22 protein-coding genes are annotated in these 24,883 nt (G+C 39.1%); 8 read left to right on the forward strand and 14 right to left on the reverse strand.

Translation table 11 applies throughout. The annotated features are described in order from the left end of the window. The first annotated feature begins 73 nt into the window (after positions 1–73). Entirely contained in the window at positions 74–829 is a 756-nt protein-coding gene (locus FGL37_RS06680) for a beta propeller repeat protein (RefSeq protein ID WP_028069319.1), read from the forward strand. Here the strand turns inward: FGL37_RS06680 and FGL37_RS26090 are convergent. Beyond that, a complete protein-coding gene (locus FGL37_RS26090; protein ID WP_037532735.1) occupies positions 813–1,049 on the reverse strand; it encodes an ATP-binding protein in 237 nt (78 codons plus the stop codon). The two genes, FGL37_RS06680 and FGL37_RS26090, sit on opposite strands and share 17 nt — an antisense overlap. Positions 1,050–1,376: 327 nt before the next feature. On the opposite strand from FGL37_RS26090, the gene FGL37_RS06690 reads away from it, so the two are divergent. From FGL37_RS06690 to FGL37_RS06705, 4 genes are read left to right on the forward strand one after another with little or no spacing between them, the layout of a single operon-like run. Continuing rightward, the gene (locus tag FGL37_RS06690) at positions 1,377–4,460 is read left to right on the forward strand and encodes a SusC/RagA family TonB-linked outer membrane protein (protein ID WP_028069321.1); all 3,084 of its coding nucleotides are present in this window, start codon (positions 1,377–1,379) and stop codon (positions 4,458–4,460) included. 12 nt (positions 4,461–4,472) lie between these two features. Then, entirely contained in the window at positions 4,473–6,038 is a 1,566-nt protein-coding gene (locus FGL37_RS06695) for a SusD/RagB family nutrient-binding outer membrane lipoprotein (RefSeq protein WP_028069322.1), read from the forward strand. Positions 6,039–6,056: 18 nt separating this feature from the next. Next, positions 6,057–6,869: a DUF4397 domain-containing protein gene (locus FGL37_RS06700; protein ID WP_051606686.1), complete on the forward strand. Its 813-nt coding sequence runs from the start codon at positions 6,057–6,059 to the stop codon at positions 6,867–6,869. A 2-nt stretch (positions 6,870–6,871) separates the two neighbouring features. Further along, entirely contained in the window at positions 6,872–7,864 is a 993-nt protein-coding gene (locus FGL37_RS06705) for a phosphodiester glycosidase family protein (RefSeq protein ID WP_051606688.1), read from the forward strand. Between the two features lie 70 nt (positions 7,865–7,934). Here the strand turns inward: FGL37_RS06705 and FGL37_RS06710 are convergent, their stop codons facing one another. Continuing rightward, positions 7,935–8,252: a hypothetical protein gene (locus FGL37_RS06710; RefSeq protein WP_138096720.1), complete on the reverse strand. Its 318-nt coding sequence runs from the start codon at positions 8,250–8,252 to the stop codon at positions 7,935–7,937. A 322-nt stretch (positions 8,253–8,574) separates the two neighbouring features. Between FGL37_RS06710 and FGL37_RS06715 the strand changes: the two genes are divergently transcribed. The 3 genes from FGL37_RS06715 to FGL37_RS06725 all read left to right on the forward strand — a co-directional run bounded on the left by FGL37_RS06715 (position 8,575) and on the right by FGL37_RS06725 (position 10,643). Next, positions 8,575–8,784 carry a hypothetical protein gene (locus FGL37_RS06715; RefSeq protein ID WP_028069326.1) on the forward strand — a complete coding sequence of 70 codons (210 nt, stop codon included), beginning with the start codon at positions 8,575–8,577 and terminating at the stop codon, positions 8,782–8,784. 224 nt (positions 8,785–9,008) lie between these two features. Next, positions 9,009–9,776 (forward strand): LuxR C-terminal-related transcriptional regulator, encoded by a 768-nt coding sequence (locus FGL37_RS06720; protein WP_028069327.1) that lies wholly within the window; start codon positions 9,009–9,011, stop codon positions 9,774–9,776. Between the two features lie 54 nt (positions 9,777–9,830). After that, positions 9,831–10,643, forward strand: a complete 813-nt coding sequence (locus FGL37_RS06725) for a LuxR C-terminal-related transcriptional regulator (protein WP_051606689.1) — start codon at positions 9,831–9,833, stop codon at positions 10,641–10,643. Between the two features lie 288 nt (positions 10,644–10,931). Here FGL37_RS06725 and porN read toward each other — a convergent pair whose 3' ends face one another. From porN to FGL37_RS06785, 12 genes are all read right to left on the reverse strand, one after another. Continuing rightward, complete coding sequence (gene porN, locus FGL37_RS06730) at positions 10,932–11,948, reverse strand: type IX secretion system ring subunit PorN/GldN (protein ID WP_028069328.1); 1,017 nt, start codon at positions 11,946–11,948, stop codon at positions 10,932–10,934. 30 nt (positions 11,949–11,978) lie between these two features. Continuing rightward, the gene (porK, locus tag FGL37_RS06735) at positions 11,979–13,274 is read right to left on the reverse strand and encodes a T9SS ring complex lipoprotein PorK/GldK (protein ID WP_051606690.1); all 1,296 of its coding nucleotides are present in this window, start codon (positions 13,272–13,274) and stop codon (positions 11,979–11,981) included. A gap of 32 nt (positions 13,275–13,306) precedes the next feature. Further along, on the reverse strand, positions 13,307–13,999 hold the full coding sequence (locus FGL37_RS06740; protein ID WP_081817830.1) for an outer membrane beta-barrel protein: 693 nt from the start codon (positions 13,997–13,999) through the stop codon (positions 13,307–13,309). Positions 14,000–14,215: 216 nt separating this feature from the next. After that, complete coding sequence (locus tag FGL37_RS06745; protein WP_028069330.1) at positions 14,216–16,615, reverse strand: GumC family protein; 2,400 nt, start codon at positions 16,613–16,615, stop codon at positions 14,216–14,218. A gap of 8 nt (positions 16,616–16,623) precedes the next feature. Further along, a complete protein-coding gene (locus FGL37_RS06750; protein WP_028069331.1) occupies positions 16,624–17,409 on the reverse strand; it encodes a polysaccharide biosynthesis/export family protein in 786 nt (261 codons plus the stop codon). Between the two features lie 160 nt (positions 17,410–17,569). After that, positions 17,570–17,998 carry a WxcM-like domain-containing protein gene (locus FGL37_RS06755; protein WP_028069332.1) on the reverse strand — a complete coding sequence of 143 codons (429 nt, stop codon included), beginning with the start codon at positions 17,996–17,998 and terminating at the stop codon, positions 17,570–17,572. A gap of 5 nt (positions 17,999–18,003) precedes the next feature. Beyond that, positions 18,004–18,963, reverse strand: a complete 960-nt coding sequence (locus FGL37_RS06760; RefSeq protein ID WP_028069333.1) for an MraY family glycosyltransferase — start codon at positions 18,961–18,963, stop codon at positions 18,004–18,006. 32 nt (positions 18,964–18,995) lie between these two features. Continuing rightward, positions 18,996–20,936, reverse strand: a complete 1,941-nt coding sequence (locus FGL37_RS06765; RefSeq protein ID WP_232048646.1) for a polysaccharide biosynthesis protein — start codon at positions 20,934–20,936, stop codon at positions 18,996–18,998. Positions 20,937–20,988: 52 nt separating this feature from the next. Further along, a complete protein-coding gene (locus FGL37_RS06770; RefSeq protein ID WP_232048647.1) occupies positions 20,989–21,909 on the reverse strand; it encodes an NAD-dependent epimerase/dehydratase family protein in 921 nt (306 codons plus the stop codon). Between the two features lie 5 nt (positions 21,910–21,914). Further along, a complete protein-coding gene (locus tag FGL37_RS06775) occupies positions 21,915–22,775 on the reverse strand; it encodes a hypothetical protein (RefSeq protein ID WP_138096722.1) in 861 nt (286 codons plus the stop codon). Between the two features lie 12 nt (positions 22,776–22,787). After that, entirely contained in the window at positions 22,788–23,609 is an 822-nt protein-coding gene (locus FGL37_RS06780) for a glycosyltransferase (protein ID WP_028069337.1), read from the reverse strand. A 1-nt stretch (position 23,610) separates the two neighbouring features. Further along, positions 23,611–24,882, reverse strand: a complete 1,272-nt coding sequence (locus FGL37_RS06785) for a hypothetical protein (protein WP_028069338.1) — start codon at positions 24,880–24,882, stop codon at positions 23,611–23,613. Between the last annotated feature and the right edge of the window lies 1 nt (position 24,883).

Here is a 24,883-nt window from a genome sequence, read left to right on the forward strand (position 1 = left end):
GTTATTATAACGATCTTTAAAATTATACAAAGCTTAAAAATCACACAGCTTGTTTACTCAAATCGCAAAAAACATGCAATTTAAAACGACTCTCCGCCCTCTTCTTTTTCTCTGCGCCCTAGGCTTATGTTTTAGCTCTTGCCAAAAGGATGCCTCTTCTGAGTCGGAGGCTCTAATTGATATTGAAACCAGAGATGCTACCTGGACGAAATTGAGTATCCCGGGACAGCTCAGAGGTACATCGGCTATTTACGGTAATATTGACGATACTTTGGTCGTGGCCACCATGTACAAGATTTATATGACTACGGATAAAGGAGCTTCTTGGCAAATGGTCAACGATGCTGGACTTGGCATACCAAGCTTCAGTATGTATAAGGGAGAATTGATGGCTTTAAGCAACTTCCAGGACCACTCGACAAGTCCATTTTTATTCTCGTGGGATCATGGCAAAAGTTGGAGCACAAAGGGCAAATATGGCTATGAAGTCAATGATAAAGTACGGGTCAATCGAAAAGAAACAAAGATCAGTGAAACTGAATCCTACAAAATCAGCCCACAGCCCAATGAAATCATCGACAAAGAATACGGCCGCCCGTTAATGCAGCCAGATAAACTAGTAAGAGTCACTGATAAAGGCGAACAGAAGCTCGATTTTCCTTTCCGTCGACAACTGAATTATATTTACCACGACAAGAAAAACCGACTTTACATTGGTGCTGAAGGTACACGTTTTGAGTGGGCTGTTAAAGGCAATGAACGTACTTATCCAACTTCTACCGATACAGCGATCATTTACATCAGCAAACTCCCTATAAGCGCAAAATAACGAAACAGCTCCTAATTATTCGAAAAAACGAGTTAATGATCATTCCCTTACCCAGCTTACTGGAGAGATTAACATTACCGTCCGAACGTTCCATCAACTCTTTGACTAAGGACAAACCTATTTCCGGCCCCTGTGCTTCAAGCGCTTTGCCTGCGCGCTCATGGACTTTAAATATGACATCCAGATCTTTATGTGGAATGCCGATCCCACGATCTTCCAAATAGTGTACAATTTCTTTGCTTGTCTTTTCCTCCTACATTGCAAGATAAACCTGCTCGGTAGCTTTGGCATATTTCACAGCGTTAAAAACCATATTAACAGAAGCATATTTATGCGTCTTTATTCAATAGATTACACATTTCAGCCTAAAAAAATCGAAAAATATTTTAAACACTGCATTTTTATGCTATATTTGATATAAAACATATACAAACCGATCTCTAACCGCTATAATTTTTTATGAAATAGCACAATTTCTATGTTGCCCAAGCACCAGGTGTATTGGCAAAACCTAAGTTAAACGAAACTAATCAAACACAATTTTATTATGAAAAGAAGTATGCTAATACTAGTGAGTTTACTGAGTACGTATGGTGTCGCCCTGGCCCAAAAAATCGTTACCGGTAAAGTCACTACGACAGATGGGTCGGCATTAGGCGGTGTAACAGTTCTCGAAAAAGGCAAAAACACGCAGTCCATCACCAACAACAGTGGAACGTACAAAATCACCGTACAAGAAGATGCCACATTAATCTTTAGACATGTTGGTTATAACCAAATCGAAAAAGCGCTCATGGGGCAGTCGGTAATCAACATCAGCCTATCCGAAAACAGTTCGTCCCTCGACGAAGTGGTAGTCACCGCTTTCGGAGTCAAACGTGATCGAAAAACCCTCGGATACTCCACTCCTATCGTTGCCGGATCAGATGTATCCGAAACCCAACGCGAATCGTTTTTCCAAGGTCTCCAAGGCCGTGTGCCGGGCCTTTCAATCAATAGTACAAGCGGTATGCCAGGTGCATCGGCACAGATTGTACTGCGCGGCTTTGCCTCCATCTCTGGCGACAACAATGCCCTTATCGTTGTCGATGGCGTACCCATCAACAACTCCACACTGAATGAAAATGACCTGGCTAGCAATGGAGCAAATCGAGATCTCGATTACTCCAATCGGGCAATGGATATCAATCCAGACGATATCGAAACCTATACCATCCTGAAAGGCCCCGAGGCGACAGCCCAATTCGGCAGCCAAGGTGCAGGCGGAGCCATTCTCATAACAACCAAGAAAGGAAAAGCCGGTAAATTTACCGTCAACTATTCGCTTTCAGGACGCGTTGAAACGGTCAATAAATACCCCGAGCGGCAATATGTTTATGCACAGGGAACCAATGGTGTATACGCCGCTAATTCGGTCTATTCAATGGGACCAAAATATGCAGAAGGAGTCACGCTCTACAAAGACAATGTCAACAACTTCTTCCGCACCGGATATAATCAAAAGCATAATCTTTCTTTCGAAGGCGGATCAGAAAAAGTGACTTACCGCTGGTCCAATGAATACAGCAACAATACTGGTATCGTCCCCAATACCAGCTATAAGCGCTTTTCGACCCGCCTCAATGGAACAGCCAAATTTAACGACAAACTCGAATTTAACACCTCTTTCAACTATATCAATTCACAAAACGATAAAGTCCGTAAAGGCAATACAGGCTACCTGATTACCCTGATGCGCTTCAACCCGCTGTTTGATGTGAGGGACTGGATCGATGAAAAAGGGAATCGTGTACTCCACAGCACCGATATTTACAATGAGCTGGATAATCCCTTTTGGGATGTATACCGCAACACCGCCAATGATGATGTAAACCGCCTCCTTGCCACTTCCAACATTACCTATCGTGCTACGAACTGGCTAAGCCTCAACGGGATCATCGGCATCGACTTTGCCAACACACAGGGGCAAAGCGTTTACCATCCTCAATCCTACTCCGGATCAGGGTCTTCGACCAATGTACGCAATGGCTCCATGAATGAGTATCAAGTCAATGCACGCGTGCTCTCGGGATCATTTATGGCGACGGCCAATACAAAAATCGGGCGCGACATTAGTTTTAGAGCAAACTTGGGAACAGAATTTAAAGACTACAATACCCTTACTAACTCCCAATATGGCGAGGACTTTTACGATCCCAACTTTTACAGCATCAACAATACCTTTCCGAGCACGCGCCTGGCGCGATCTGTTGCCAATAACTTTCGTACAGTCGGATTTTTGGCACAGGCCGGATTTGGATATCTTGACAACCTCCTGTACCTCAATTTAACAGGTCGATTGGATGCAGCCTCCCGCATGATGCCCAACAATCCCTATTTTGGCTACCCATCGGCATCCTTGGCCTTTAATTTTTCAGACCTGTCTTTCTTCAAAAATAAAGTACAATGGCTCAGCGACGGAAAATACCGCATCTCTGTAGGAACGACCGGAAAAGCACCCTTCAAAAGCTACTATACCCTATCCAATCTGGAGCCCAAGCTCTCAACAGGAGGCGGATTTGCTTACGGAGTGAACGGCGGTAACCCCGACCTGAAAGCCGAAAAAACCCGCGATTTTGAAACAGGACTCGAATTTGGCTTTTTTAAACGCCGCCTCACATTTGATTTCAGCTATTTTAATCGATTAAGCACAGGACAGATCATTCTGCCAAGATTGAGCTATGGCTCAGGCTTTGTACTACGGATGATGAACGGCGGCGAAGTCAAAACCTATGGTACCGAATTGCAAGTCAACGTCAACCCGATCAAAAAAAACGATTTCAGCTGGGATATGACCTTCAATTTTACCCAATACAAAGGAAAAGTACTATCGCTTGCTGAAGAATTGCCCGAACTCTATGATTCAGACACCTGGGTACTTAGTGGCGTACGGTCTTCCGTGATGCCAGGCTATAGTATGGGTACCCTAACAGGTACGCAGTTTAAAAGAAACGAGCGTGGAGACATTTTGATCAATCCACAAACAGGCTTACCCATTGCGGGCACCGATAAGTATTATCCGATAGGCGACCGCATTCCCGACTATACACTTGGAATTGTCAACAAGTTCAATTACAAAAACTTTTACCTAACGTTTTTATGGGATCTCCGCAAAGGTGGCGATGTGCTCAACGGGCTAGATTATAGACTCTATACCTATGGGCAGTCTGTGAAAACATTAAATCGGGAAGACCCGCGGGTAATTCAGGGCGTATTGGAAGACGGGCTTGAAAACACGGCCAATCCAACAGTAAACCACATTGCAGTAACACCATATTCCGCATCCGCCTACTATATGACCAATATCGAACCGCAGATGTTTATCGAGAAAAACATTTATGCATTTAGGCTTCGGGATGTAACTCTTCGCTATGCCCTACCCAAACATCTGACACAGCGCATCTCGTCACAAGCCGCACTCAGCGTATTTTTTACAGCCACCGATCTCTTCCTGTTCACCAATTACACAGGGCTGGATCCCGAAAGTAATAGCAATACAGCAGGACTAGGCGGTATCGGCGGATACGGAATCGATTACGGGAATATGGCTAAACCCAGAGGTTTCAATTTTGGTTTAAACATGAGATTTTAGGAGGAATACACCATGAGAACAACGCTTTATATACTTATTTTCTTAGTCCTCACCGGATTAAGCAGTTGTAAAAAATACCTGGACATCAATGAAAACCCGTCCAACCCACAGCTTGTAAAAGCCGAATTGCTTTTAGCACCCATTATCTATCAAATGGCCAATGGTTATGCCAATGACCAACGTCAGATGAACAAGTTCAATCAGACCATCCTTGGCGCCAGCACCGATGAGTCCTCCCGAATCTGGGAGCGGCATGGATTTCCACAGCAAAGTGATGTTGGCGGTGTGATGTGGCGTATGGTCTATTTTGATCACGGACTAAACCTGCAGTTGATGATCAATGACGCCATAGCCAATCAGAAATATGAATATGCCGCAATCGGCTATGCCGTAAAAGCCTGGGGCTATCAGATGCTGACCGACTATCACGGCCCCATTATTCTCGATGAGGCCTTGCGTACGCAACAGTTATCTTTCAGATACAATGACCAACCAGAAGTGTATGCTAAAGTACGCGTATGGTGTGATTCTGCATTATATTATCTAGATCAAAAAAGCCCCGTCGATTACAGCGCCAACCTCAATTCAAAAAAGGGCGATAATCTCTTTCGGGGCAATATGGACCGCTGGCGCAAATTTGTCTACGGCCTAAAAGCACTTCAGTACATTCACTTGGTTAATAAACCCGATTTTAAGGAAAAGTATGCCGACTCGATTGCCTATTTTGTGGACCGCTCCTTTGATTCACCATCCGATGATGCAGGCGTTAAATTTGACGGCGACAAATCCGAAACAGCAAATGTGGTAAGCTCAAAATTCGGCCTTTATACCACATCCTATTACAACAGAGCCGGTAAGCCTATTGTGCGCTACCTAACCGGGGGATTGCGGGGCGAACCTATTGAAAATCCAAAAATATCGACAGACCCTCGTCTATCGCGTATGTTGATGATCAATAATCCTGTTGACAGTATTTACGTCGGTGGTGAGCCCAATGTATCCAATACCACCGTTCCAAATATCCTAGGCGACGTCAGTAGCGGTGTAGGCAAATTCATCTTTAGAGACGCCGCAGATTTTCCATTGATGACCTATGCGCAGCTGCAACTGGTCAAGGCCGAGGCCCTCTTTATCAAAGGCGACGCAGCAAAGGCCTATGAGGCCTATATCAAAGGTATCTATGCCCACATGAACTTCGTCAATAAGTACATCAATACAACCAATGAAAAATCCATTACTGCTGTTGAAATAGATAATTACATCAAGGGAGGAGAAATACCGCTATCAGCTGCTGATCTAACCCTAGCCGACATTATGGGACAAAAGTATATTGTGCAATGGGGCTGGGGAGGTCTCGAACAATGGTGTGATTTAAGAAAATATCATTATAACACGGAAATATTCAAGCAGTTTATTCCATTGGCCGGCAGCCAGCTGACTTACAATGATTATTGCTATCGCGTTAGACCACGCTACAATTCGGAGTACGTATGGAATGCTTCAGAGCTAGAACGATGGGGCGGATTAGAGCCGGAGTACGTGATTAAGCCAACCTGGTTTGTTACAACAACTTATTAACGTATTAAAGGAAACATTATGAAGATATTCAAAAACTTAGCATTTCTAGCTTTAGGTGTCTTTGGCCTATATTCATGCGAGAAATCCATTCAGGACTTTGGAAAAGTAGATTTCCTTGGCGCCGATGATGTCATCGTGAAAATCAATATGGCATCGATATATCCCGATGACCGCTATATGTATGTCAAATTTGACGATCAGCGCGTTACTTCACTCATTCGGGGACGCGAGCCCTTTCCCGGCGGCGGGTATAATACCCGCGGAGATTCACGGCCTGATTTTTTAAAATGGAAAGCCGGCAACGTAAAGGTACAAGTTGCCCTTCCACATAAAACCGACGATGGACGCGACTCCATTATCTTGGCCGAATCATCCGTTAACCTGAGCGCAGGCAAGCGCTATACCATTCATATTACCGATACGGCGCAGAACACAAAAATGATCCTCAATGAAGAAGACCTCACACGGCCCGACAGTACACAAGCAAGGTATCACTTTACCAATCTGATGCCCAATGTACCATCAATAGACCTGTACTATGGTGCTGCGGCCACTGGGAGCGCAGATGCCATCGCCGTACAAGACTCACTTGTCGCCAAGGACATTAAATACCTGGAAACAAGTCCATATTTCCAGCTCAACCGCATTGCCACCCGTACCTGGAAGATCCGCAAGGCGGGCTCTCCGGTAACAAATGGCACTGTAATCGCCTCCTACAGCAATGCCGGAGCCATCCTGGACCGCAGGTCATATGTCATTTATGCTTTGGGCTATGATGGATTTACCAGCACCATCATGAAGCCTTATGTTTCATTTTTCTTAGTTCGATAGATATGAAAAGAAAAACAATATTAAGAAATGTCCTTTTGTACATCACGTGCATCAGCATGCTATATTCCTGCAAGCAAAGGGATGATTATCCCAGCTTTGACGATAAAGAGATAGTAACTCCGCCCACCGATATTATTCCAGAAGACAAGGAAATAGAGCCCATCACCAAGCAGCTCATGGCGCAGACCGACCTCATCAAAACATTTCTAGTCGATTCATCCGTTACCCTAACCAATGGACTTGTACGAACCCATATTCGCTACCAGAACAAGCTCGATCAACGCGTGAGCCTTCAACTGCTCACTGTAGATCTTTCATCAAAAGCGGTTTTTCCTTCAATCATGAGTGCATTTGATGATTACCTATATGTGAGCCAGCCGATAGGTGATATGGCCAAGTACTGCGAACCACGCGCAGGCGGCGAGATCCTCGCAGCAACAAATGCGGCGTTATCGTCCACTTATTCCTACATTAAAAACGGGCGGCAGATCAATGTATCCACGAGCAATATAAAGACCAAAGAGAAGACCAGACCTTTCTTTGCGATATACAAGGATGGCACGCCTTACATAGGCAATTGTGCCGATACCACCAAGTTTACCTTTGAGCCTTATGATCTGAATCAATTTAGCGGGCTGGTATCCGGCACCAATTGGGTCCGATATCGAGGATATAGCGTTTTAACAACCTCCGAGGTTGTTCAAGCAGTTACAGCCATCGGCCTATCGACAGATAAAAAAACGATGTATGCCTTAGTTGTCGACGGAGGCGACACCAATTTTTCAGTAGGCATCAGTTTAAATGATGTTGCCGTCTTGATGGGAGCCTTAGGCAGTTACGATGCATTTGTATTGAACGGCGGTTCCACCAGCGTGATGGTCCAAAAGACCAATACAGGAAACCAATTTAATCCCGTGGTCTGGAACACCGTATCCAAGCCATTAACGGCAGGCGGATCTGCAAGCATCAGCGGTATCGCATTTGTGAAGCGATAAATTAGAAAATCAGCTACTCAACAACGGATTTTGAGTAGCTGATTTTTTAAATTTAAATTTGTTTACGCTGTTATTTCATCTTGCTTGCAGCTAAGCAAAACACGATTATTTCGCCCAAGAAACAACACAACCACAAAGGTAAAAAAGCCAAATACCAGTAACATTTTCTTTTCCCCGAGCCATGTGCATCAGACCAGAGTAAAACACTTCTTACAGCTACAAAAATCGTTGTAAATAGATACCCTAAAATTGCCATCCCCATACCAAGCAAAAACATATCATTGGAAATGTATTGTTGAAAATCGCCATTCCATGCATAACTGGTGATGGCAAATGCTGCGATAGAAGTGGAAATCATCACATAACAAATCAATAGTCTATCCATCATCAACCATGGTCTAAAGGAATACCCGCTAGTAAACATTCGACCAAACCAATAAAAACTTACACTCAAGCTTAGCAATATATTGACCAAACTAGGCATAAACACTAAAAACAAAGTTAAACTTGTTGCGAAGACCATCATTTCCTCCTTTTCATAGGTTAATCTGAAAAGCTCCAAAAGCTATCAAGTTGGAGTTTAAATTATTTAGGATAAAATTATTCAAAATCAAAATTTCACAAAATACCCCAAACGCGGTATTTTACCACGGAGTCTATCCCACTAATTTTGAAACAATATCTTAACGCAACATAATTATCTTAAAACTATGAAAAAAGTAATTTTACTGGCAACCTGTTTCATCCTCACGTATTGTACTGTCCATGCGCAATCTAAGCCTGGCAAAATTGAAACGCGCTGGGGTTCTTCTAAACACAGTTTTAATGTCGACATCGAGGAGTTTGAAGAACAGGAGGTACAGGTTAAAGAGAAAATAAAACTTAGTGGAAGCCGGGTGTTTTTAGCATTTCGATTTTAATCCTTCGACAGACAATCAAAATAGATTGGCATCTACTCCCGCAAAAAGCAATATTGACGCAGCGCATTTATCAAGGCAGCCTCCAGTTGAGGCTGCCTTGATTTTTTACACTAATTTACTTATTTTTAAGTCATCTTAGCCGTACCAAAAATCAGGGATACCCAGCCAGTATCCAAAAAATGTATTTCCCATATAGAAAATAAAATACATAACCAAATGAAAAGATGAAAAAACAGCAACATCTCCTTGCCGAGCTCTGGGAAAGCTATCCCAATGCTATTGCCAGTCAGCAATTGGTTTCTAAAAACGTACCCTTTGGCAAATACCTAGCTGAGACGCTGGCGATAGGCCCGTTTTATTACTATGTCATCAATATTTCCGATTATACTATTCATGATATCCACGACAATCTACTTAAGTTACATGGAAGCCAATGCTACCCAACCACTGTAAAGGAGATTATCGATTATATTCATCCCGATGATAAGGATTTTGTTTATGAAGCAGAAAAAGCCACCTTATCAAAAATGGAAGAGATGGGCTTGGGAATCATCGGCAAATTGTACCGTACATCATACTGCTTCCGCATGAAAATTGCATCTGGCCACTACCACCTTTTCCATCATCAAGGTATTCATCTGAGTCAAGATCAAGAAGGCCGCATTACCACGGCCCTTAATATTCATACAGATATAAACCACATAACAGCCGTTAACAATAAAATTGTTCTTGTAAAAGCATTAGGCGAGAGGAATTACCATCAGTTGGCGCTCTCAACAGCGCATAACGAAGCTAAGCTCCCAAAATTTTCAAAACGTGAAATGGAAGTCCTCAATTTACTCGCTCAGGGACTTACAAGTATACAAATAGCCGAGAAATTATTTATTTCCCCTTTCACCGTACAAGTGCATCGAAAAAATCTACTCAAGAAAACGAAAACCTCCAGCAGTGGATGCCTGATCAAAAAAAGTATTGAGTTTGGCCTATTATAAAATACCCTAAATGGGGTATTTTATCCACAATCTTGCTTTGTTATTATTGTACTGATGAGCAACCAAGAACATAAACTGACACCCATTTGGGGAAAATATCCCGATATTTTCTCCTCCGATGATTCTGATATGGACGCAGCGGCAATACTCGATCTCATTTCAGAAATATTCCTTACGGGCGATTACTATTACTATCTTATCAATATCTGCACACAGAGCCTAAGTCACCAACATCCCAATATAATCCATATACACGGCCTCGAAATCGTACCTACAGGGCTTCAGGAAATTATCGATCTGATCCATCCCGATGATATTCCTTTTGTCCTCAGTGCCGAAGAAATCTGTTATGCTAAAATCAAAGAAATCGGAGTAGAGCATCTTAAATCCTTAAAATCATGTTATTGTTTCCGCATGCTTGTTTCCGATGGATCTTACAGACTATTTCATCATCAGCGCATTACCCTTATTTCGGATAGCGAGAACAAAATGGTGAGCAGTCTCAATATTCATACAGATATCTCCCATTTGTCAGTGAAGAATAACTATATCGCCACGGTTATGGGCATCAATGGACGTCATGATTTCTATCAAGTTGATCTAGCAGAGAAACTTGGAAAGAGTGACAGCAAATGCATCTTGACCAAACGAGAAATCGAACTTCTTCCCTATATTGCTCAGGGAAAATCCAGTATCGAGATTGCCAAAGCGCTTAAGCTATCCCAATTAACTGTTCGGGTGCATCGAAAAAATATACTACGCAAAACCAATACATGCAACAGCAGCTCATTAATCAAACGATGTATAGAGCTTGGACTACTTTTCTATACCCAAATTATCGATATCGGACTGATTACCGTTCTTTAGGCTACGCCTAATCGAAGCGAAATGCTGACAGCTATCATCCCATTACTGCAATTTTACGCTGCTCCAAAACCGATTGAATGTACAGGCATCAAAACCCGTACCCATTGTATTCGGTCTAATCGTTCCATCTTCAAACAATATAAAGGATGAACTCATCCCATAGACCATAGGCGGCTGCGCAGGTGAAGTTTTTCTTTACGCTAGTGCACACCTACTCGCGATTTATCGGTAAAGATAAGGATTGAAAAAAAACAGGCTTTAGCGGTCGTGCTAAAGCCTGTTTATAATTTATAGTTTTTCTTCTTCTGCCGTCTCTTCCTTGGTTTGAACCTCCTGTTTCTCTTTTATCGATTGATTGTTTTCAAGTTCTTCAGCTTTTACACCTTTTGGATTGCTCCACAATTTCTTTTTGTAGGCTTCCAACTTCTCTTCCACTTTTCGGCCGTCCAATAGCTGCCCGCCATTCTCTGTCTCCTTCACATTCTGCAACATTCCTGGGGACGATTCACGGACAATGGTACTGGCAAACTTATTTTGCACAAAGAAATCGTCCATGGTCATATCGTAAAGACCTTTGTCCGGATCAGAGATATCCACCTGTACCAAACTATAGCGCAATTGCGGGAAATAAAGCCAGAAGGCAGGTGTCGAGCCGACAGATTCCGCCAGCTCCGCAGATGTCGTAATGTTCATCAAAGGAGCCACACCAATGATACGTGTTTCCAAGCGGCTACGCTGCTTGTCAAAGAAAATATCTTCTTTAACACGGAACTTCGTTACCCGGCTCGGGTCAAACTCGTTCAATGTCATTTTGGAATCAATCTGATTACCCTCACCGTCGAAGATCGGCACCAGTACACTATCCGCAAAACGGGCCATACCCTCCTGTGCATTCAATCTTGCCTTAAAGGAATCGTCATCAGGGCTATAGAGGGAAAGTTTTCCCTTTTCAATCGCTTTCATGATCACTTCCATCAATGAGTTACCGGGGATGCCCAAGATATTATTCTTTTCATCTTTCAGATCGATATCCCGCCATACCCGCTTATAAAAACGGATATTCTTTTTATTCACCTCTGGGTACGCAAAAGGTACCGCATCCTCCATGCTATTGGCCTGATAAAAGCCATCTGAGGTCGGTATCGTATCCTGAATTATTTCACCACTAGCGACCGGCGCTGCTGAGATAACCTTATTCAATGTATCCTGTTGAGGAGGAACGGTGTCAATGGTTGTTTCCTGCTGAGCGAACAACGATCCAGCTACAAACGCTAAAGCCACTGTTGTCAATATTTTCCTATTCATCGTTATCAAGTTTTCTGTTTACAGCCTAGATTAATATTTACGAGTTTTACTTTGCACCGTTGGCATTTCAAAGGCCGACATCACGCAGCGAAAACCGATATACGAATGCGGTTCGTAATCCACCGAATAATTACGGGTCTCACTGTTGAGCTGCTCACCATTATCTTTCCAAGAACCACCGCGCACCACTTTACGTTTCAATGCATCCCCATCCTTGGGATCAGCGTCGTATAACAGCGCTGGGTTCAAGTCATTCACAAATACCACAGCCGAAGGGCTATAGGCATCCAGGGTCCATTCGGACACATTACCCGCCATGTTATACACCCCAAACGCATTCGGCATATAGGACTTGACCGGAAGGGTAAATGTAGCTCCATCACGCGAGTAGGTACCTTCGCCTTGTTTAAAATTCACCGCCAGTTTCTTTTTGCCCTCTGCGCCATCAATTGTCATCCGTGAACCGGCAATCGTATCCTGCGGATCCAGTTTGCCGGAAGCCGCATATTGCCATTGTGCTTCTGTAGGCAAACTTAAGCTGAGCTGATAACCGTTCAGATAGGAGTTTTTCAATACCGTCGCTGCCATTTGGCCAGCACGCCAATCAGTAAAAGCACGTGCCTGTCTCCAGGTCACTCCCACTACAGGATAGTAATCAAAAGAAGGGTGTGTAAAATAATTGGCATCCAAAGAAGCCATCTGAGCATTTGGAAAGTCTTTACTCCAGATATCCTCTACAGGCATTACCGCTACCGTATCCGTTACATATGACTTTTTTAGATTCCCTTTTGATTGCAAATAGGAGAAACGATATTTGATGACCTCCGGATTCAATGCCCGTCTATTTCCACGCATTTCGAGCATCGGCGCGATGCGCTCTTGGATGCTAGGATCATTGCTTTTCCATATTGGCGATATCTTTTTCACTTTCGCCCAGTTGATGCGTTTCTGTCCAACCTCTTCGCCTGCAATATCCAGAAAATACTGGTCATCCTGCAGGTAATCCGTTACGGCGACAGAGTCGGCCACCCAATTCACAAATTCACGGTACTGCTTGTTGGTCACTTCCGCTTCATCAATAAAGAAAGCACTCAAACTCACATTCTTGCCCACATTACCGCTATCCAAAGATCCCTTAAAGAGTATTGTACCCGAAGGAATATAAACCATGCCCGGAGGCGCAGGCAACTTACCCCCGCGAAACGCATTTACTTTCGGCGCCTGGTATAATGCCGAATTCGACTTACAGGCCGAAAAACCAATCAAAACTGCCAAGGCTATAGCTCCCAGCGCGCGATTGGTAAAGGCTTTTTTATATATATTCATCTTCTTGTTTATTTAAATTAGTTCAGTTTTTTCTATTTTCGGTTGAATAATGCATATTTCACGCCTAGTGACACAAAGCCGTATTGATCCTTGCCCTTATTCTTGATGCCGTCCAGATTATCGTTAAAGGTCAGTGTATGTTGGTAGTTGACATTGATTGCCCATTGCGGTCCATACAAGGTACGGCCAAACGGAATATCTACCCCCGCATTTAACGGTAAAACGAAATGGATTTCACCCAAATCTTCAGCAAGTTCACCGCCCTGATTGGCTACGGCCTCTGCATACATGGGATCTATCTGACGCTTTATTCTATTTTTAACCAACCCGGCACCCGCACCGACATAAACATTCGAAAGAATACGCGAGAAGGTATTCGCTCCCAAGGTATAATAACTATAATTGCTAGCATCGGTCAGGAATTGTCCTACACGTAGTTTTCCATTTAAGTTACCGGCGAAGTAACGGTTTTCAAATTCGCTGTTATATCCATGGCCAGCCAACGTTCCCTTTTCACCACGTAAACCCACAGATATAAAAGGACTGATCAGATAATCTGCTTCACCATAAAAGGCAAATTTAGCCTTCACATTCGCTAGGTCGGTAAGATTGTACGCTACACCAGCACCTGCACCTATACTAACCGGGCGCGAAAACTGCGCCGATGCTGTTCCTATCATGAGACCTAGAGCTCCTAAAGAGGTAAATAGTATTTTTTTATTCATGTCTATATGTTTTTCTTATACCTGTTTTTGTTCAGTCATAGATGAGAAGTTTACATTCTCTATCTATTGATCAGAGGATCACCTGATTGATTAGTGTTTAGTGATGTTACAATTCAGAAACGATAATCTTCCTCTATTTATTATAATAAAACCCCAAACCGACGTATCGTTTTGGGGTTAAACAACAATAAGGCCAAAACCTATATTCGTATCGAATTATTTTATATTTAATCGGTCTTTTAGGTCCTGCCACACTTTGGCAATTCCCATTTTTTTCTTCTTGCCTTTGTCTCCATAACCGTAGCCATAACCGTAGCCATAACCGTAACCTCTAGCAAAATCGACGTCGTTGACAACAGCTGCAAGGTTTTTCAACTTGCCATCTACATATAACTCCCTAGGCACCTGAAGCAAGCGTTTGTCCAGATAATTGACCCGCGATACATATAAGGTTAAGTCAGCATTATGTGCGATCAATAACGTATCTGTTACCAGACTCACCGGCGCCGTATCTACTAGGATATAGTCATAATGTTCACGCGTATATTTGATTACATCATCGAAGTGACCATTCATGAGCAACTCCGCTGGATTTGGCGCTATATATCCAGAATAGATGACATCAAAATCATAGTTACCAGGCTTCTTAATGATGATATTATCAATATCCATATCCGGGTTGATTAGGAATTGCGTAATACCAACATTGGTGTGTTGTAAGTGCGATAAGCCTAAATAATCCAATACTTTTGGACTCCGGATATCCGCACCAATTAATACCACTTTTTTACCTGACATGGATAAAATTTGCGCCAAATTGGTTGTTACGAATGATTTACCCTCGCCCGAGATTGTTGATGTGACAAATACAACCTTAGATGCATCTTTTTGATCCCCGCCAAACATAAAGTTCATATTTGTACGTAAAATCCGGAATGCCTCGGCTAGCGAAGAACGGTCATTGAGATGGACAATGGTATCTTCTGCAGTAGGAATTTCTCCCAATACCGGTATTTTAACCAAGTCTTCAATATCCTTGCGCGAATGGATTTTATTATCCAATAAGAATTTAAGGTAAAGAAGGCCAAATGGGATTAAAAAACCTATTATTAGTGCACCCAACATGACAATCATTTTCCGCGGCGCAACTGGTATACTATTAGTGTAAGCAGCGTCAATAATCTTCAAATTATCAGGTGTCGCTGCTGCTTTTACTTCACTCTCTTCTCTTTTTTGCAGCAACAACAAGTAAAGCGATTCAACAATTTGCTGTTGTCTTGAAATTTTCTTAAATCCTTGCTCTTGATTAGGAATAGAATTTATTCTACCCAAAATTTCTTTTGATTTAGCCTCAATACTATTTAAAGCCAATTGAGTGACTCTTTGATAATTTTGAAGCGCTTTTCGAATATTTTTGTTACTTTCTGATATATTTTCATTTAGCGCAATAACTGTAGGATTTTTATCAGAAGCGGATTTTAATAAGTCATCGCGCTCAAGTATTAGTTGATTATAGGCTGTTATAGACGCAACAATAGAAGCATCTTGTAAACCTATATTTGAAGGCAATAGCTTACCATCTTCCTGATCCTTAAGATATGCATTCATATGATCAACTAACTTTAACTGAGTCCTATACTCTAAAGATTTTTTATCATTATCTGAAGCAGTATTCAAAAAAACATTTGCCTCCGTAGACATATCTACCATAGAATTCGACATCTTAAATTCAGCAACTTTCTCATCAGCACCAGACAAATCTTTTGAAATCAACATCAAGCGTTTATTAATAAAATCAGATGTGGCACGAGTAGTCCTCATTTTATCATAAGTCAAATCCGCATTATAAACATCAATCAATGAATTTAAAATCAACTCAGCTTTCTTACCTAAACTTGATATCATTGAAAAATTTACAATATAAGATTGCATTTCTTTGCTTGGTGCAATATTAATAGAAGCGATATAATCATCTACTGCCCAATTTTTAGGGACAACACTAATTTCATATGAGTCATCTACAATATTGCGGAATTCGTTATTTGCATTAAACGCTATAAGATTTTCCCCAATTTTCCCCTCTTTCCCATATTCAAAATTTTTATTCTCTCCCGATAATACATCGGTAACTTTTAAACGGTTTTTTCCAGATATTTTAACGAGCAATTTAAAATTAGTAGTATCCTGATCACCAAACACTTGCAATTTAAAGGGAACATCCTTTTCTAGAAGTTCATTTGATCTAATTTTACCTTTTGAAGCGTATATGATATTTAAATGATGCTGGTCAACTACTTTACGCATCAACCTCCTGGACGCTAGTACCTCTATTTGATCAGTAACGAATGCTGCCCGTGTCCCTCCAAAACCCAAAGAACTTGACAATTCCGCAATACCCGCCAACTCACCAGCAGATGCACTCTTTTCGTCTTTTAATAAAATTTTAGCAGTGGTATTATAAGATCTCTGTGCATAACGCAGGTAAAACAACGCTAAAACTAATGTGGCAAATAACGTTAGGACAAACCACTTCCAATAATAAGCATATTGTTCGAATAGTTGTCTTAAGTTTATTACCTCTTGATCTTCCTTATTATTTATAGGTTTTACTTCCATGGATTATATTAACGAGTTAATACTGAAATAACAGTAATTAATAAACTAGCGACGGAGATAATTACATTGGTATTAGCTCCCAATTTAGAATTGTTAATTTGAGATTTATTAGGCTCTACGTATATTACATCATTTTGAGCTAAATAATAGTAGGGAGAATTTAAGGTACTTTGTTTTGTTAAATCTAATCTATGCACGTTTTTTTGCCCCCCTTCCTCACGAATGATAAGCACATTTTCCCTAATACCCCTAATTGTCATATCTCCTGCCATACCTAATGCTTCTAATACTGTAATTCTTTCTGATGGTACAATGAAAGATCCAGGCCTAGCAACCTCTCCCAAAACAGAAACTCTAAAGTTATTAAAATTAATGTTAACACCAGGATCTTTTATATATTGATCTAATTCAAGACGAATTTTTTCAATTGCCTCTAGACGCGTTAAACCAGCAATTCTTATCTTACCAAGCAAAGGCAAAGTAATATCACCGTTATTATCAACTGTATATGTTGGTCTTAAAGCTAGATCAACCTGTTGAGACATTGTTGTGGCCATCATCGTACTAAGAGGATTAAACGGTGCGGTAACTTTAGGGTCTGCAGCAGTCACGACAACTGTCAAGATATCATTTGTTTGTATCTTAGGAATATATTGTTCATATATAGTGTTAATTTGTGTAGAATCATTCTGTAGGTAGACCATATTTCTACGTGAACCGCAAGAACAGAATAATATTAGCACTAATATATAAAATACTCCGAGTGCTACACTATGTTTTGAAATTAATCGCATGTTTTATTTAAATTATAAAATTGATTTCTTCTACTCCGATGACAAAAATATACTTTTTTATTCACAAAAAACTAAATTTAACAAGATACTAGCAATTTTATGAAGCTTACCCTCATCAGCAACTTCTGTGCCTAATTTATATTTAGAGAATATTAACTTTTCATTTGACATTATTAAAATAATCAGATTTCCATGTATAATTATCCAATGGAGCATGCTCTACAGGATGGTCTGCATAAACCAATAGTTCACTATCAGTAGTTAATGCACGAAAGGCTGTTCCATAACCAGCAGGCACATGTAAGACCTTCATGTCATTAGCATCCAGGACAATACTTTTAATTGGAATGAATGGATTAGGATCTTCCCAATCATCTATCTGTACTAAACTCACCTTAAAAGCTCCTGATAATACATAAAACCAGCGTTGCTCAATACGATGCGCTCGCCATCCTCTGATTAATTCAGTATCTACGTTCCTAATAAGATAAAACCGCTTGACTAAGCTCATATCGAATTCATTGACAAATCGGATTTGTCCACGCATATCCTTGGCAACGCCCCCTTGAATATATCTTAATTCTTCCATTACAATTATTGTTTAACGTATCTTTTTATAATATAGGTTTTAAATAGCAAATAAATAACACTAAGCCCTCCAACCGTACCTGCTGAAAAAATTAGTTGAGATCGTAGAGACTCAGATGAAAACTGAATCACAATCCAACCTATTCCAACCTGAATAGCTCCGTAGAGAAAAGAAATCAATAATTTGTTTACACCCGCCTCATTTCCTAAAAATTGATATAAATGCGATCTATGGGCTTCAAAAATATTTTCTTTTCGCAATAAGCGTCTAATGATAGTCCAGACAGCATCCACTCCATAAACAGACAAAAATAAAATATAAATCAGATTACCTGTTGTTAGAATAAGTAATCCTAAAGCAAAAAGTAGAATGTATGCTATAGCTACGGATCCCACATCGCCTGCAAAGCATTTTGCTTTCGTCCGAAAATTGAAAAAGGTAAATACCAAAACACCTGAAAGCGAAAAAATCAAAAGATCTTGGGCAATAAAATTTATTTCTTGATTGACGATCATCAATAGTCCTCCAACAGCAAGGCTATAACAAGCCGTAATCCCATTGATACCATCCATAAAGTTATAGGCATTAATTACACCGACAACCACAATAAAACCAATCAATAAATAATACCAAGGCATATCAAACAGATCGAGCTGATAAGCCATCAATAGTACAGAAGAGAAATGTATTAATAGTCTTATCTTATTGGATAGTGTAAATACATCATCCAAAAACGATACTAATGTCATTAAGGTCAATCCTAGAAAAAACCAAGGGTATTGAAAACCCGAGACGATAAAATAAATAAGTGCTCCGAAGTAAAAAACAACGCCACCGCCCCGCAATGTGATGGATGAATGCGAAGAACGTTCATTCGGTTTATCAATAATATTAAAACGATCAGCGACTTTAAAATACACCAATTCCAAAATAAATAAAGCGATCAGTATGAGTAGGTAAATCATTCCTAAGTAATGTATAGTAATTTATTGACTGTTTAATTTAATGGCTCCTTCAATGGATCTAGTGATTCAAAAATAGAATTCTGCGACCTAAATTCCGGCACAATAGCCTTCATCAAAGCAACAATCTCCATTTTATTTTTTTCAGGATTTGCTCTTTGCACCAATTGACAAAGTTCATCAATTTTCAACCGTTTTTGTTCGACATCTTTTGTATTTACTTTGGCAATCATTATTTTTTCATGATGCGTTTTTTCCGTATTTTCATCGCTCGCCAATAGCTCTTCATATATTTTCTCACCAGGCCTTAAACCAACAATTTTGATATCAATATCTTCCGGATAGCTCAGCCCTTTGAGACGGATCATCTGTTTGGCCAAATCCATAATTTTGACAGACTCCCCCATATCAAATACATATATCTCACCGCCATTCCCCATTATTCCTGCTTCCTGCACTAACTGGCAGGCTTCAGGAATAGTCATAAAAAAACGGGTAATATCCGGATGGGTAATCGTAATAGGCCCGCCTTTATCAATCTGTTTCTCAAATAAAGGGATGACAGATCCATTTGAGCCCAATACATTGCCAAAACGAGTCACAATAAAAGACGTATTAGAAGTTTGATTGACAGCACAAACTGCAATCTCGGCAACCCGTTTTGTAGCACCCATGACGTTCGTCGGATTGACAGCCTTATCTGTTGAGACCATCACAAACTTTTCTACCTGATATTTATCTGCTAATAAAGCCAAATTATAAGATCCACATACATTTGTCCATACGGCTTCGTAAGGATTGGCCTCCATCAATGGAACATGCTTATAGGCTGCCGCATGAAAAATAAGCTGTGGACGATACTGCTGAAAAATAACCTCCATAAAATCGCGGTCTCGAATATCTCCTACAATAAATGTAAAATCATTAAAATAAGGTGAATCCCTCAACTCTTGCTGTATATCGTATAGTGCTGATTCTGCCTGGTCCAAGACCACCAGCTTACAGGACATCGAACCAATTTGGCGAACCAATTCAGAGCCAATGGAGCCAGCTCCCCCCGTTACCAATACGACCTTGTCTGATAAGGCTTGTTTAATAACGGGATTATTCAATTCTATCGCTTTTCGACCTAATAGATCCGAAACTTTGAGTGAGCGTATTTGTTGCGTCGCCACACGTCCTTCCAAGAGTGCGGCAGAATTAGGTATAATCTTGATCTTGATCGGTAAAAGCTCGGCTTTGGCCGAAATATTCTTGAGTCTTTCTGGAGTAGTGGTATCGATTGCAATAACCAATTCTTGGGCTCCTCCAACACGCTCCAACAACTTCATATTCAGTTCATTTAAAGAACGAATACGAACCCCCTGTATATACCGACCAATTCGCTTTGGATTATCATCCAATATAGCAACCACCTTATACCGATTGCGGGAACCCAATTGCAACAGATTGTAAGTATTGTGTCCCATATTACCGGCTCCAAATAAAATCACTGGGATTGCATTTTGTCGATTATTCCAAAAAAATGAGTGATATACGGTTTTATAAAATAAACGTACAGAAGCCATTGCGATTCCCGTCATTAATGCATGGAATAGCAATTGCGTTTGTGAAAAATAATATTTTTCCTCTAAATCTTGAGAAGCAATAAATTCCCAAAGATAAGAAAGTAAAATTGTGAAAATAAATGATATTGCCACACAATTTCCAATCAATTTTAAATCACGTAAACCAGTACGCCTCACAATACTCTGATAAGGTTTAAATCCTAAAAAAACGCTAAAATAAATACATGACACTATCAAAGATTCAAGTAGCATTAACCGAATTGAGATCACTCCTCTATGCTTCAATACAAAAAAATAGCTAAAAACAAAGGAAATCCAACACAATAAGAGGTCGATTGATAACACGACCCAACGGGGACCGTCTTTTAGCAAAAAGCCAAACATAGTCGTATTCTCGAATCTTTTCATAAAAATTAATATTTGGTTATCATGTAGAAGATCAAATAATTAAACCACAAATTTAACTTTTTGAAAATGTACTTATTGTATCTTTAATACCATCCCTAGCCGTTAAAGGCAATTTATCTATCTGTAACAATGTCTTTATTTTAGCATTAGACACAAGTAAATTACTAGTCATTTTTTTTAATCTTTTAGTGTTCAATGGTATAGGGACCGTATCTCCAATTTTTGCTATAATTCTAATTAAAAATTTTGGTATAGGTAAGTTCAATACATTTTTACCTGTAGACTCTTTTATAATCTCTACAATTTCGGATGTAGAAATAGACTCATCGTCGGCTATATGATAAATATCTGTTTTCAATTTATCACTATTTCCTATAATTTTTTTTATAAAAAAAGAAAAATTTGTAATCGATATAAATGACCTACTATTATCAAAAGAAGATAACGGATATGGTATACCTTTAGAAATCAATTTATAAAGCAAACCTAAATTTCCTTTATCTCCTGGACCATGAACCATAGGAGGACGGAGAATTATTAATTTCTTATCGGAAGGAATTTTTTGTTTTAACAACCACTTTTCTGCCTCTAATTTAGATTTCCCATACCAAGAAACAGGATTACATTTGTCTTTTTCTGTCAGTGGAATATTGGCTTCAAATTCTTCCAAAGCAGCAAGTGAACTAATATGAATCATAAGCGATGCATTAGAACTTAAGAAAGCCGTAAATACTTCTTTTATAAGCTCAACATTAACTTGATAATAATCCTTCTGGTCCGATAATCCATCATGATCATGTGCCTTACCAATCAAATTAATTACTATATCACAATCTTTATCAAAATTTGATTTCCATTTCTCATCTCTAAGCGAAAGTACACTTAGATTCAAATTGTCTTCTGAATTTAAGGACTCAATTAGATTGCGGCCTATCATGCCGGTTCCGCCCAAGACTTTAATGTTCATTTTCATATCCATTATTTCGTCAAAGATTTGATCGTTTGATAATACTTCATAAAAAGACTTTTTAGGTATTCTTCACGGTTAGTGATACTTTTGAACTCCCCAGTTGTAGCTCTTTTTGAAAAAATATTATTTTCCGAATGCCACCAAAAAATACCATCAACTTTTTTATTGCCGTAGTTTGCATTCAAAACTTCTTTTATAGTCTCTCTAAAAATATTGAGGGGGACTAGTTGCCAGGCATTATTCTTATCGATTGGATTGACTCTATGCCATACAAATGGGTATATAGGTTTATTATATTGTATCGCCGCTATTAATGCAAATTCCATATTTGCCCGAATATATTCTCTATTCTTAGTAATTGATTTAGGATATCTTATATACATAGATGGGGCAAGAAAATCCTGTTCTCTAATAATTTTATTTAATTTATCTATTCTCTGGGCATGATTTCTATCAGTAAATTCATACCTTGGAAAAGGAATATTATAATAAGCACATTTAATCTGAGGGCGAAGTTTTTTAACAAATCTCAAGGCTTCAATATATTGTTGAATATAATTAGTAAATTTCACATTATTCTTTTGACTAAATAATTCTTTTAAACCATCCCCCTCCCAATTTAAAACCAAAAAACCACTGTCTTTAGGATTGGGGATTTCATCCACAATACTTTTCTCTAACTTTTTTAAATCTAGGTTATCATTAGTAAGGAATTTAGATTCAGTAAAAATTCTAAATTCAGAAATACCATTATCTTTGATCAATGACTCGATAGTTTGATTGCTTAAATCTTGTCGCATATATAAATGCTGAGATCTTACACTTAAACAAAAAACTAGTAGTGCTAAAATTAAGGTTAATTTTTTCATATCCCTATTTTGTTATTTTATATTCTTACGTGGATCATACCTATTCATTAATTTATGAACTCTTCCCACGAATTTCTTAGGTAATAAAGTGCGAATAACGGGTGCAAATACAGCAAGGCGTGTGTAGAAAGGAAGTTTAAGCAGTTTAGCCCCCCTATATCCCATCATCGCCTGATTAAATGCCACTTTAAAACCATTTTTATTATAATAATTATCGGTAAATCTATATTTTATTAAAAACTCAGGCAAATTCTCTATTTTAAAACCAGCATATGCCGCACGAATCCATAAATCATAATCCTGCCGCCTAACGATTTTCGGGTTGTATGATCCAATATCAATTATTCGTGATCTTCTGAAAGAAATTGTAGGGTGTATAAGTGGGTTCGTCCACATTAATTTGTATATGTCTTCGTATAATGACGGATACTTTCTTTCGGCAATTATATTGTCCTTTTGATCTATGTCGTAAGCCCATCCTCCCAATATGTCAACATCGGTATGTTCGCACATGTATTGATATTGCTGTTTGAATCTATCTTTCAAGCAAATATCGTCGGTATCCATTCTCATAACTATATCAAATGAACATTTTAATAAACCTTGATTTAATGAATAACCTAAACCGTGATTTACATCGAAAGAGATAAATTTAAAAGGTAGGTCTTTTTTATATGAATTCAAAACATTTTCTAACGAATCGGTTAGTGGACCATCTTTTACGAAAACGATTTCATCTGCTTTTAAACTTTGATCAGAAATACTCTTTAAACATTTATCTAGTTGACTAGGATTATCTTTAACAAAACACGAAATTAACACGGAAAAACTCATACTATTTTAATTTAATATAATATTGATTACGCGATCCATTAAACACAGAGTCAAAAAAAATGATTTTATCCTCGATATTGAAACGGGGATGCAGATCGCAGCGAGAAGGACCTTTAAATGTTGTACTTTGGTACACACTAGCTAATTTATCGCAAGTCATTTTTGATCTATCAAATAAAAAAAGAGATTGAAGCCGAGATTTATCAGGATAGGAGTCAAAAACTATAAAATCTTTATCAGGTGCTGGATGGCCATCGCCAACTTTATTATCGTTCATTCCACTAACAGCTTCAATTTTGAGGGAATTAATATTTATTTGATAATACGCATCAATATTATTATACCTTAAATACCCCACAATATTGCTATCATCTAACCATGCACAATGACTCACCATATTCTCGTCAGCTAATACGCTTATTTTATCAAAATTAGAATAAATTAATCGATCATGTCTAATACCTTTATCAAAGTATCGATGAATAAAAATAAAACCTGTTCCAGAATCATTGAGCATAATATGATTTACTGTATGTATAGTTCCATATGAATATTTTGGATTTCCCAAAGATGCGATATCTTTTAGAGAATGTAAGATCTTTTGTTCTTCATCGTCAAAATTGATTAAAATAATGCCGTCATTTTCAATATTTAATAATTCTTCTTTACTAAGATCTTTACCAACTTTATAGCCATAATCTTTTGTTGTAGCCATCAATCTCTTATAATTGAGAGAGAGATAAAAACCTTTGCTCGAAGAATCCTGAACAGGATAGAGCATAGTTTTAATAATACTTCTTTTAGACAAAGAATATATATTAGCTATGAAACAATTATTTTCAAGTTGATAATCATTATATATTAGTCTGTCGTCATCTATCCATTGAGCTCTTGTCCCCTGCTGCCAAGTGTATGCTAAAGAGCTACCGATACTAATAACCTCTTTAGTAAATATATTAACCAAAATAATTTCTACTCTCACACCTTTTACCGTATCGTACTTTGTATCACCTCTACTAAGGTGATTTATTACCCAGCCTGAATTATTCATTGGATATTTGTCATAATATCCGAAAAATGCCTCTTGACCTTTCTCAAGTTCAACTACGGAAGAAATTTCATTTACAAGCTCATGATTAATCCACGATTTATATGGAGCCTTATATATTATAGAATTTACTCTAACATAAATATCTTTTAATATTGCTTTAATTCCAGGCAATTTAGATAACGACTTAGCTATTAGACGCTCTTTTAAACTATAATTACTCATA

The sequence above is a fragment of the Sphingobacterium thalpophilum genome (assembly GCF_901482695.1).
GTDB classification, from domain to species: domain Bacteria; phylum Bacteroidota; class Bacteroidia; order Sphingobacteriales; family Sphingobacteriaceae; genus Sphingobacterium; species Sphingobacterium thalpophilum.

Bases quoted from the DNA above. Each gene is read 5' to 3' on its own strand.
- FGL37_RS06680 (WP_028069319.1), top strand. From the start codon at position 74: ATGCAATTTAAAACGACTCTCCGCCCTCTTCTTTTTCTCTGCGCCCTA.
- FGL37_RS06710 (WP_138096720.1), bottom strand. From the start codon at position 8,252: ATGATGGATAGACTATTGATTTGTTATGTGATGATTTCCACTTCTATC.
- FGL37_RS06765 (WP_232048646.1), bottom strand. From the start codon at position 20,936: ATGAAAAGATTCGAGAATACGACTATGTTTGGCTTTTTGCTAAAAGAC.
- FGL37_RS06720 (WP_028069327.1), top strand. From the start codon at position 9,009: ATGAAAAAACAGCAACATCTCCTTGCCGAGCTCTGGGAAAGCTATCCC.
- FGL37_RS06755 (WP_028069332.1), bottom strand. From the start codon at position 17,998: ATGGAAGAATTAAGATATATTCAAGGGGGCGTTGCCAAGGATATGCGT.
- FGL37_RS06715 (WP_028069326.1), top strand. From the start codon at position 8,575: ATGAAAAAAGTAATTTTACTGGCAACCTGTTTCATCCTCACGTATTGT.
- FGL37_RS06695 (WP_028069322.1), top strand. From the start codon at position 4,473: ATGAGAACAACGCTTTATATACTTATTTTCTTAGTCCTCACCGGATTA.
- FGL37_RS06780 (WP_028069337.1), bottom strand. From the start codon at position 23,609: ATGAGTTTTTCCGTGTTAATTTCGTGTTTTGTTAAAGATAATCCTAGT.
- FGL37_RS06740 (WP_081817830.1), bottom strand. From the start codon at position 13,999: ATGAATAAAAAAATACTATTTACCTCTTTAGGAGCTCTAGGTCTCATG.
- porK (WP_051606690.1), bottom strand. From the start codon at position 13,274: ATGAATATATATAAAAAAGCCTTTACCAATCGCGCGCTGGGAGCTATA.
- FGL37_RS06760 (WP_028069333.1), bottom strand. From the start codon at position 18,963: ATGATTTACCTACTCATACTGATCGCTTTATTTATTTTGGAATTGGTG.
- FGL37_RS06745 (WP_028069330.1), bottom strand. From the start codon at position 16,615: ATGGAAGTAAAACCTATAAATAATAAGGAAGATCAAGAGGTAATAAAC.
- FGL37_RS06750 (WP_028069331.1), bottom strand. From the start codon at position 17,409: ATGCGATTAATTTCAAAACATAGTGTAGCACTCGGAGTATTTTATATA.
- FGL37_RS06775 (WP_138096722.1), bottom strand. From the start codon at position 22,775: ATGAAAAAATTAACCTTAATTTTAGCACTACTAGTTTTTTGTTTAAGT.
- FGL37_RS06725 (WP_051606689.1), top strand. From the start codon at position 9,831: ATGAGCAACCAAGAACATAAACTGACACCCATTTGGGGAAAATATCCC.
- FGL37_RS06705 (WP_051606688.1), top strand. From the start codon at position 6,872: ATGAAAAGAAAAACAATATTAAGAAATGTCCTTTTGTACATCACGTGC.
- FGL37_RS06770 (WP_232048647.1), bottom strand. From the start codon at position 21,909: ATGAAAATGAACATTAAAGTCTTGGGCGGAACCGGCATGATAGGCCGC.
- FGL37_RS06690 (WP_028069321.1), top strand. From the start codon at position 1,377: ATGAAAAGAAGTATGCTAATACTAGTGAGTTTACTGAGTACGTATGGT.
- porN (WP_028069328.1), bottom strand. From the start codon at position 11,948: ATGAATAGGAAAATATTGACAACAGTGGCTTTAGCGTTTGTAGCTGGA.
- FGL37_RS06700 (WP_051606686.1), top strand. From the start codon at position 6,057: ATGAAGATATTCAAAAACTTAGCATTTCTAGCTTTAGGTGTCTTTGGC.
- FGL37_RS06785 (WP_028069338.1), bottom strand. From the start codon at position 24,882: ATGAGTAATTATAGTTTAAAAGAGCGTCTAATAGCTAAGTCGTTATCT.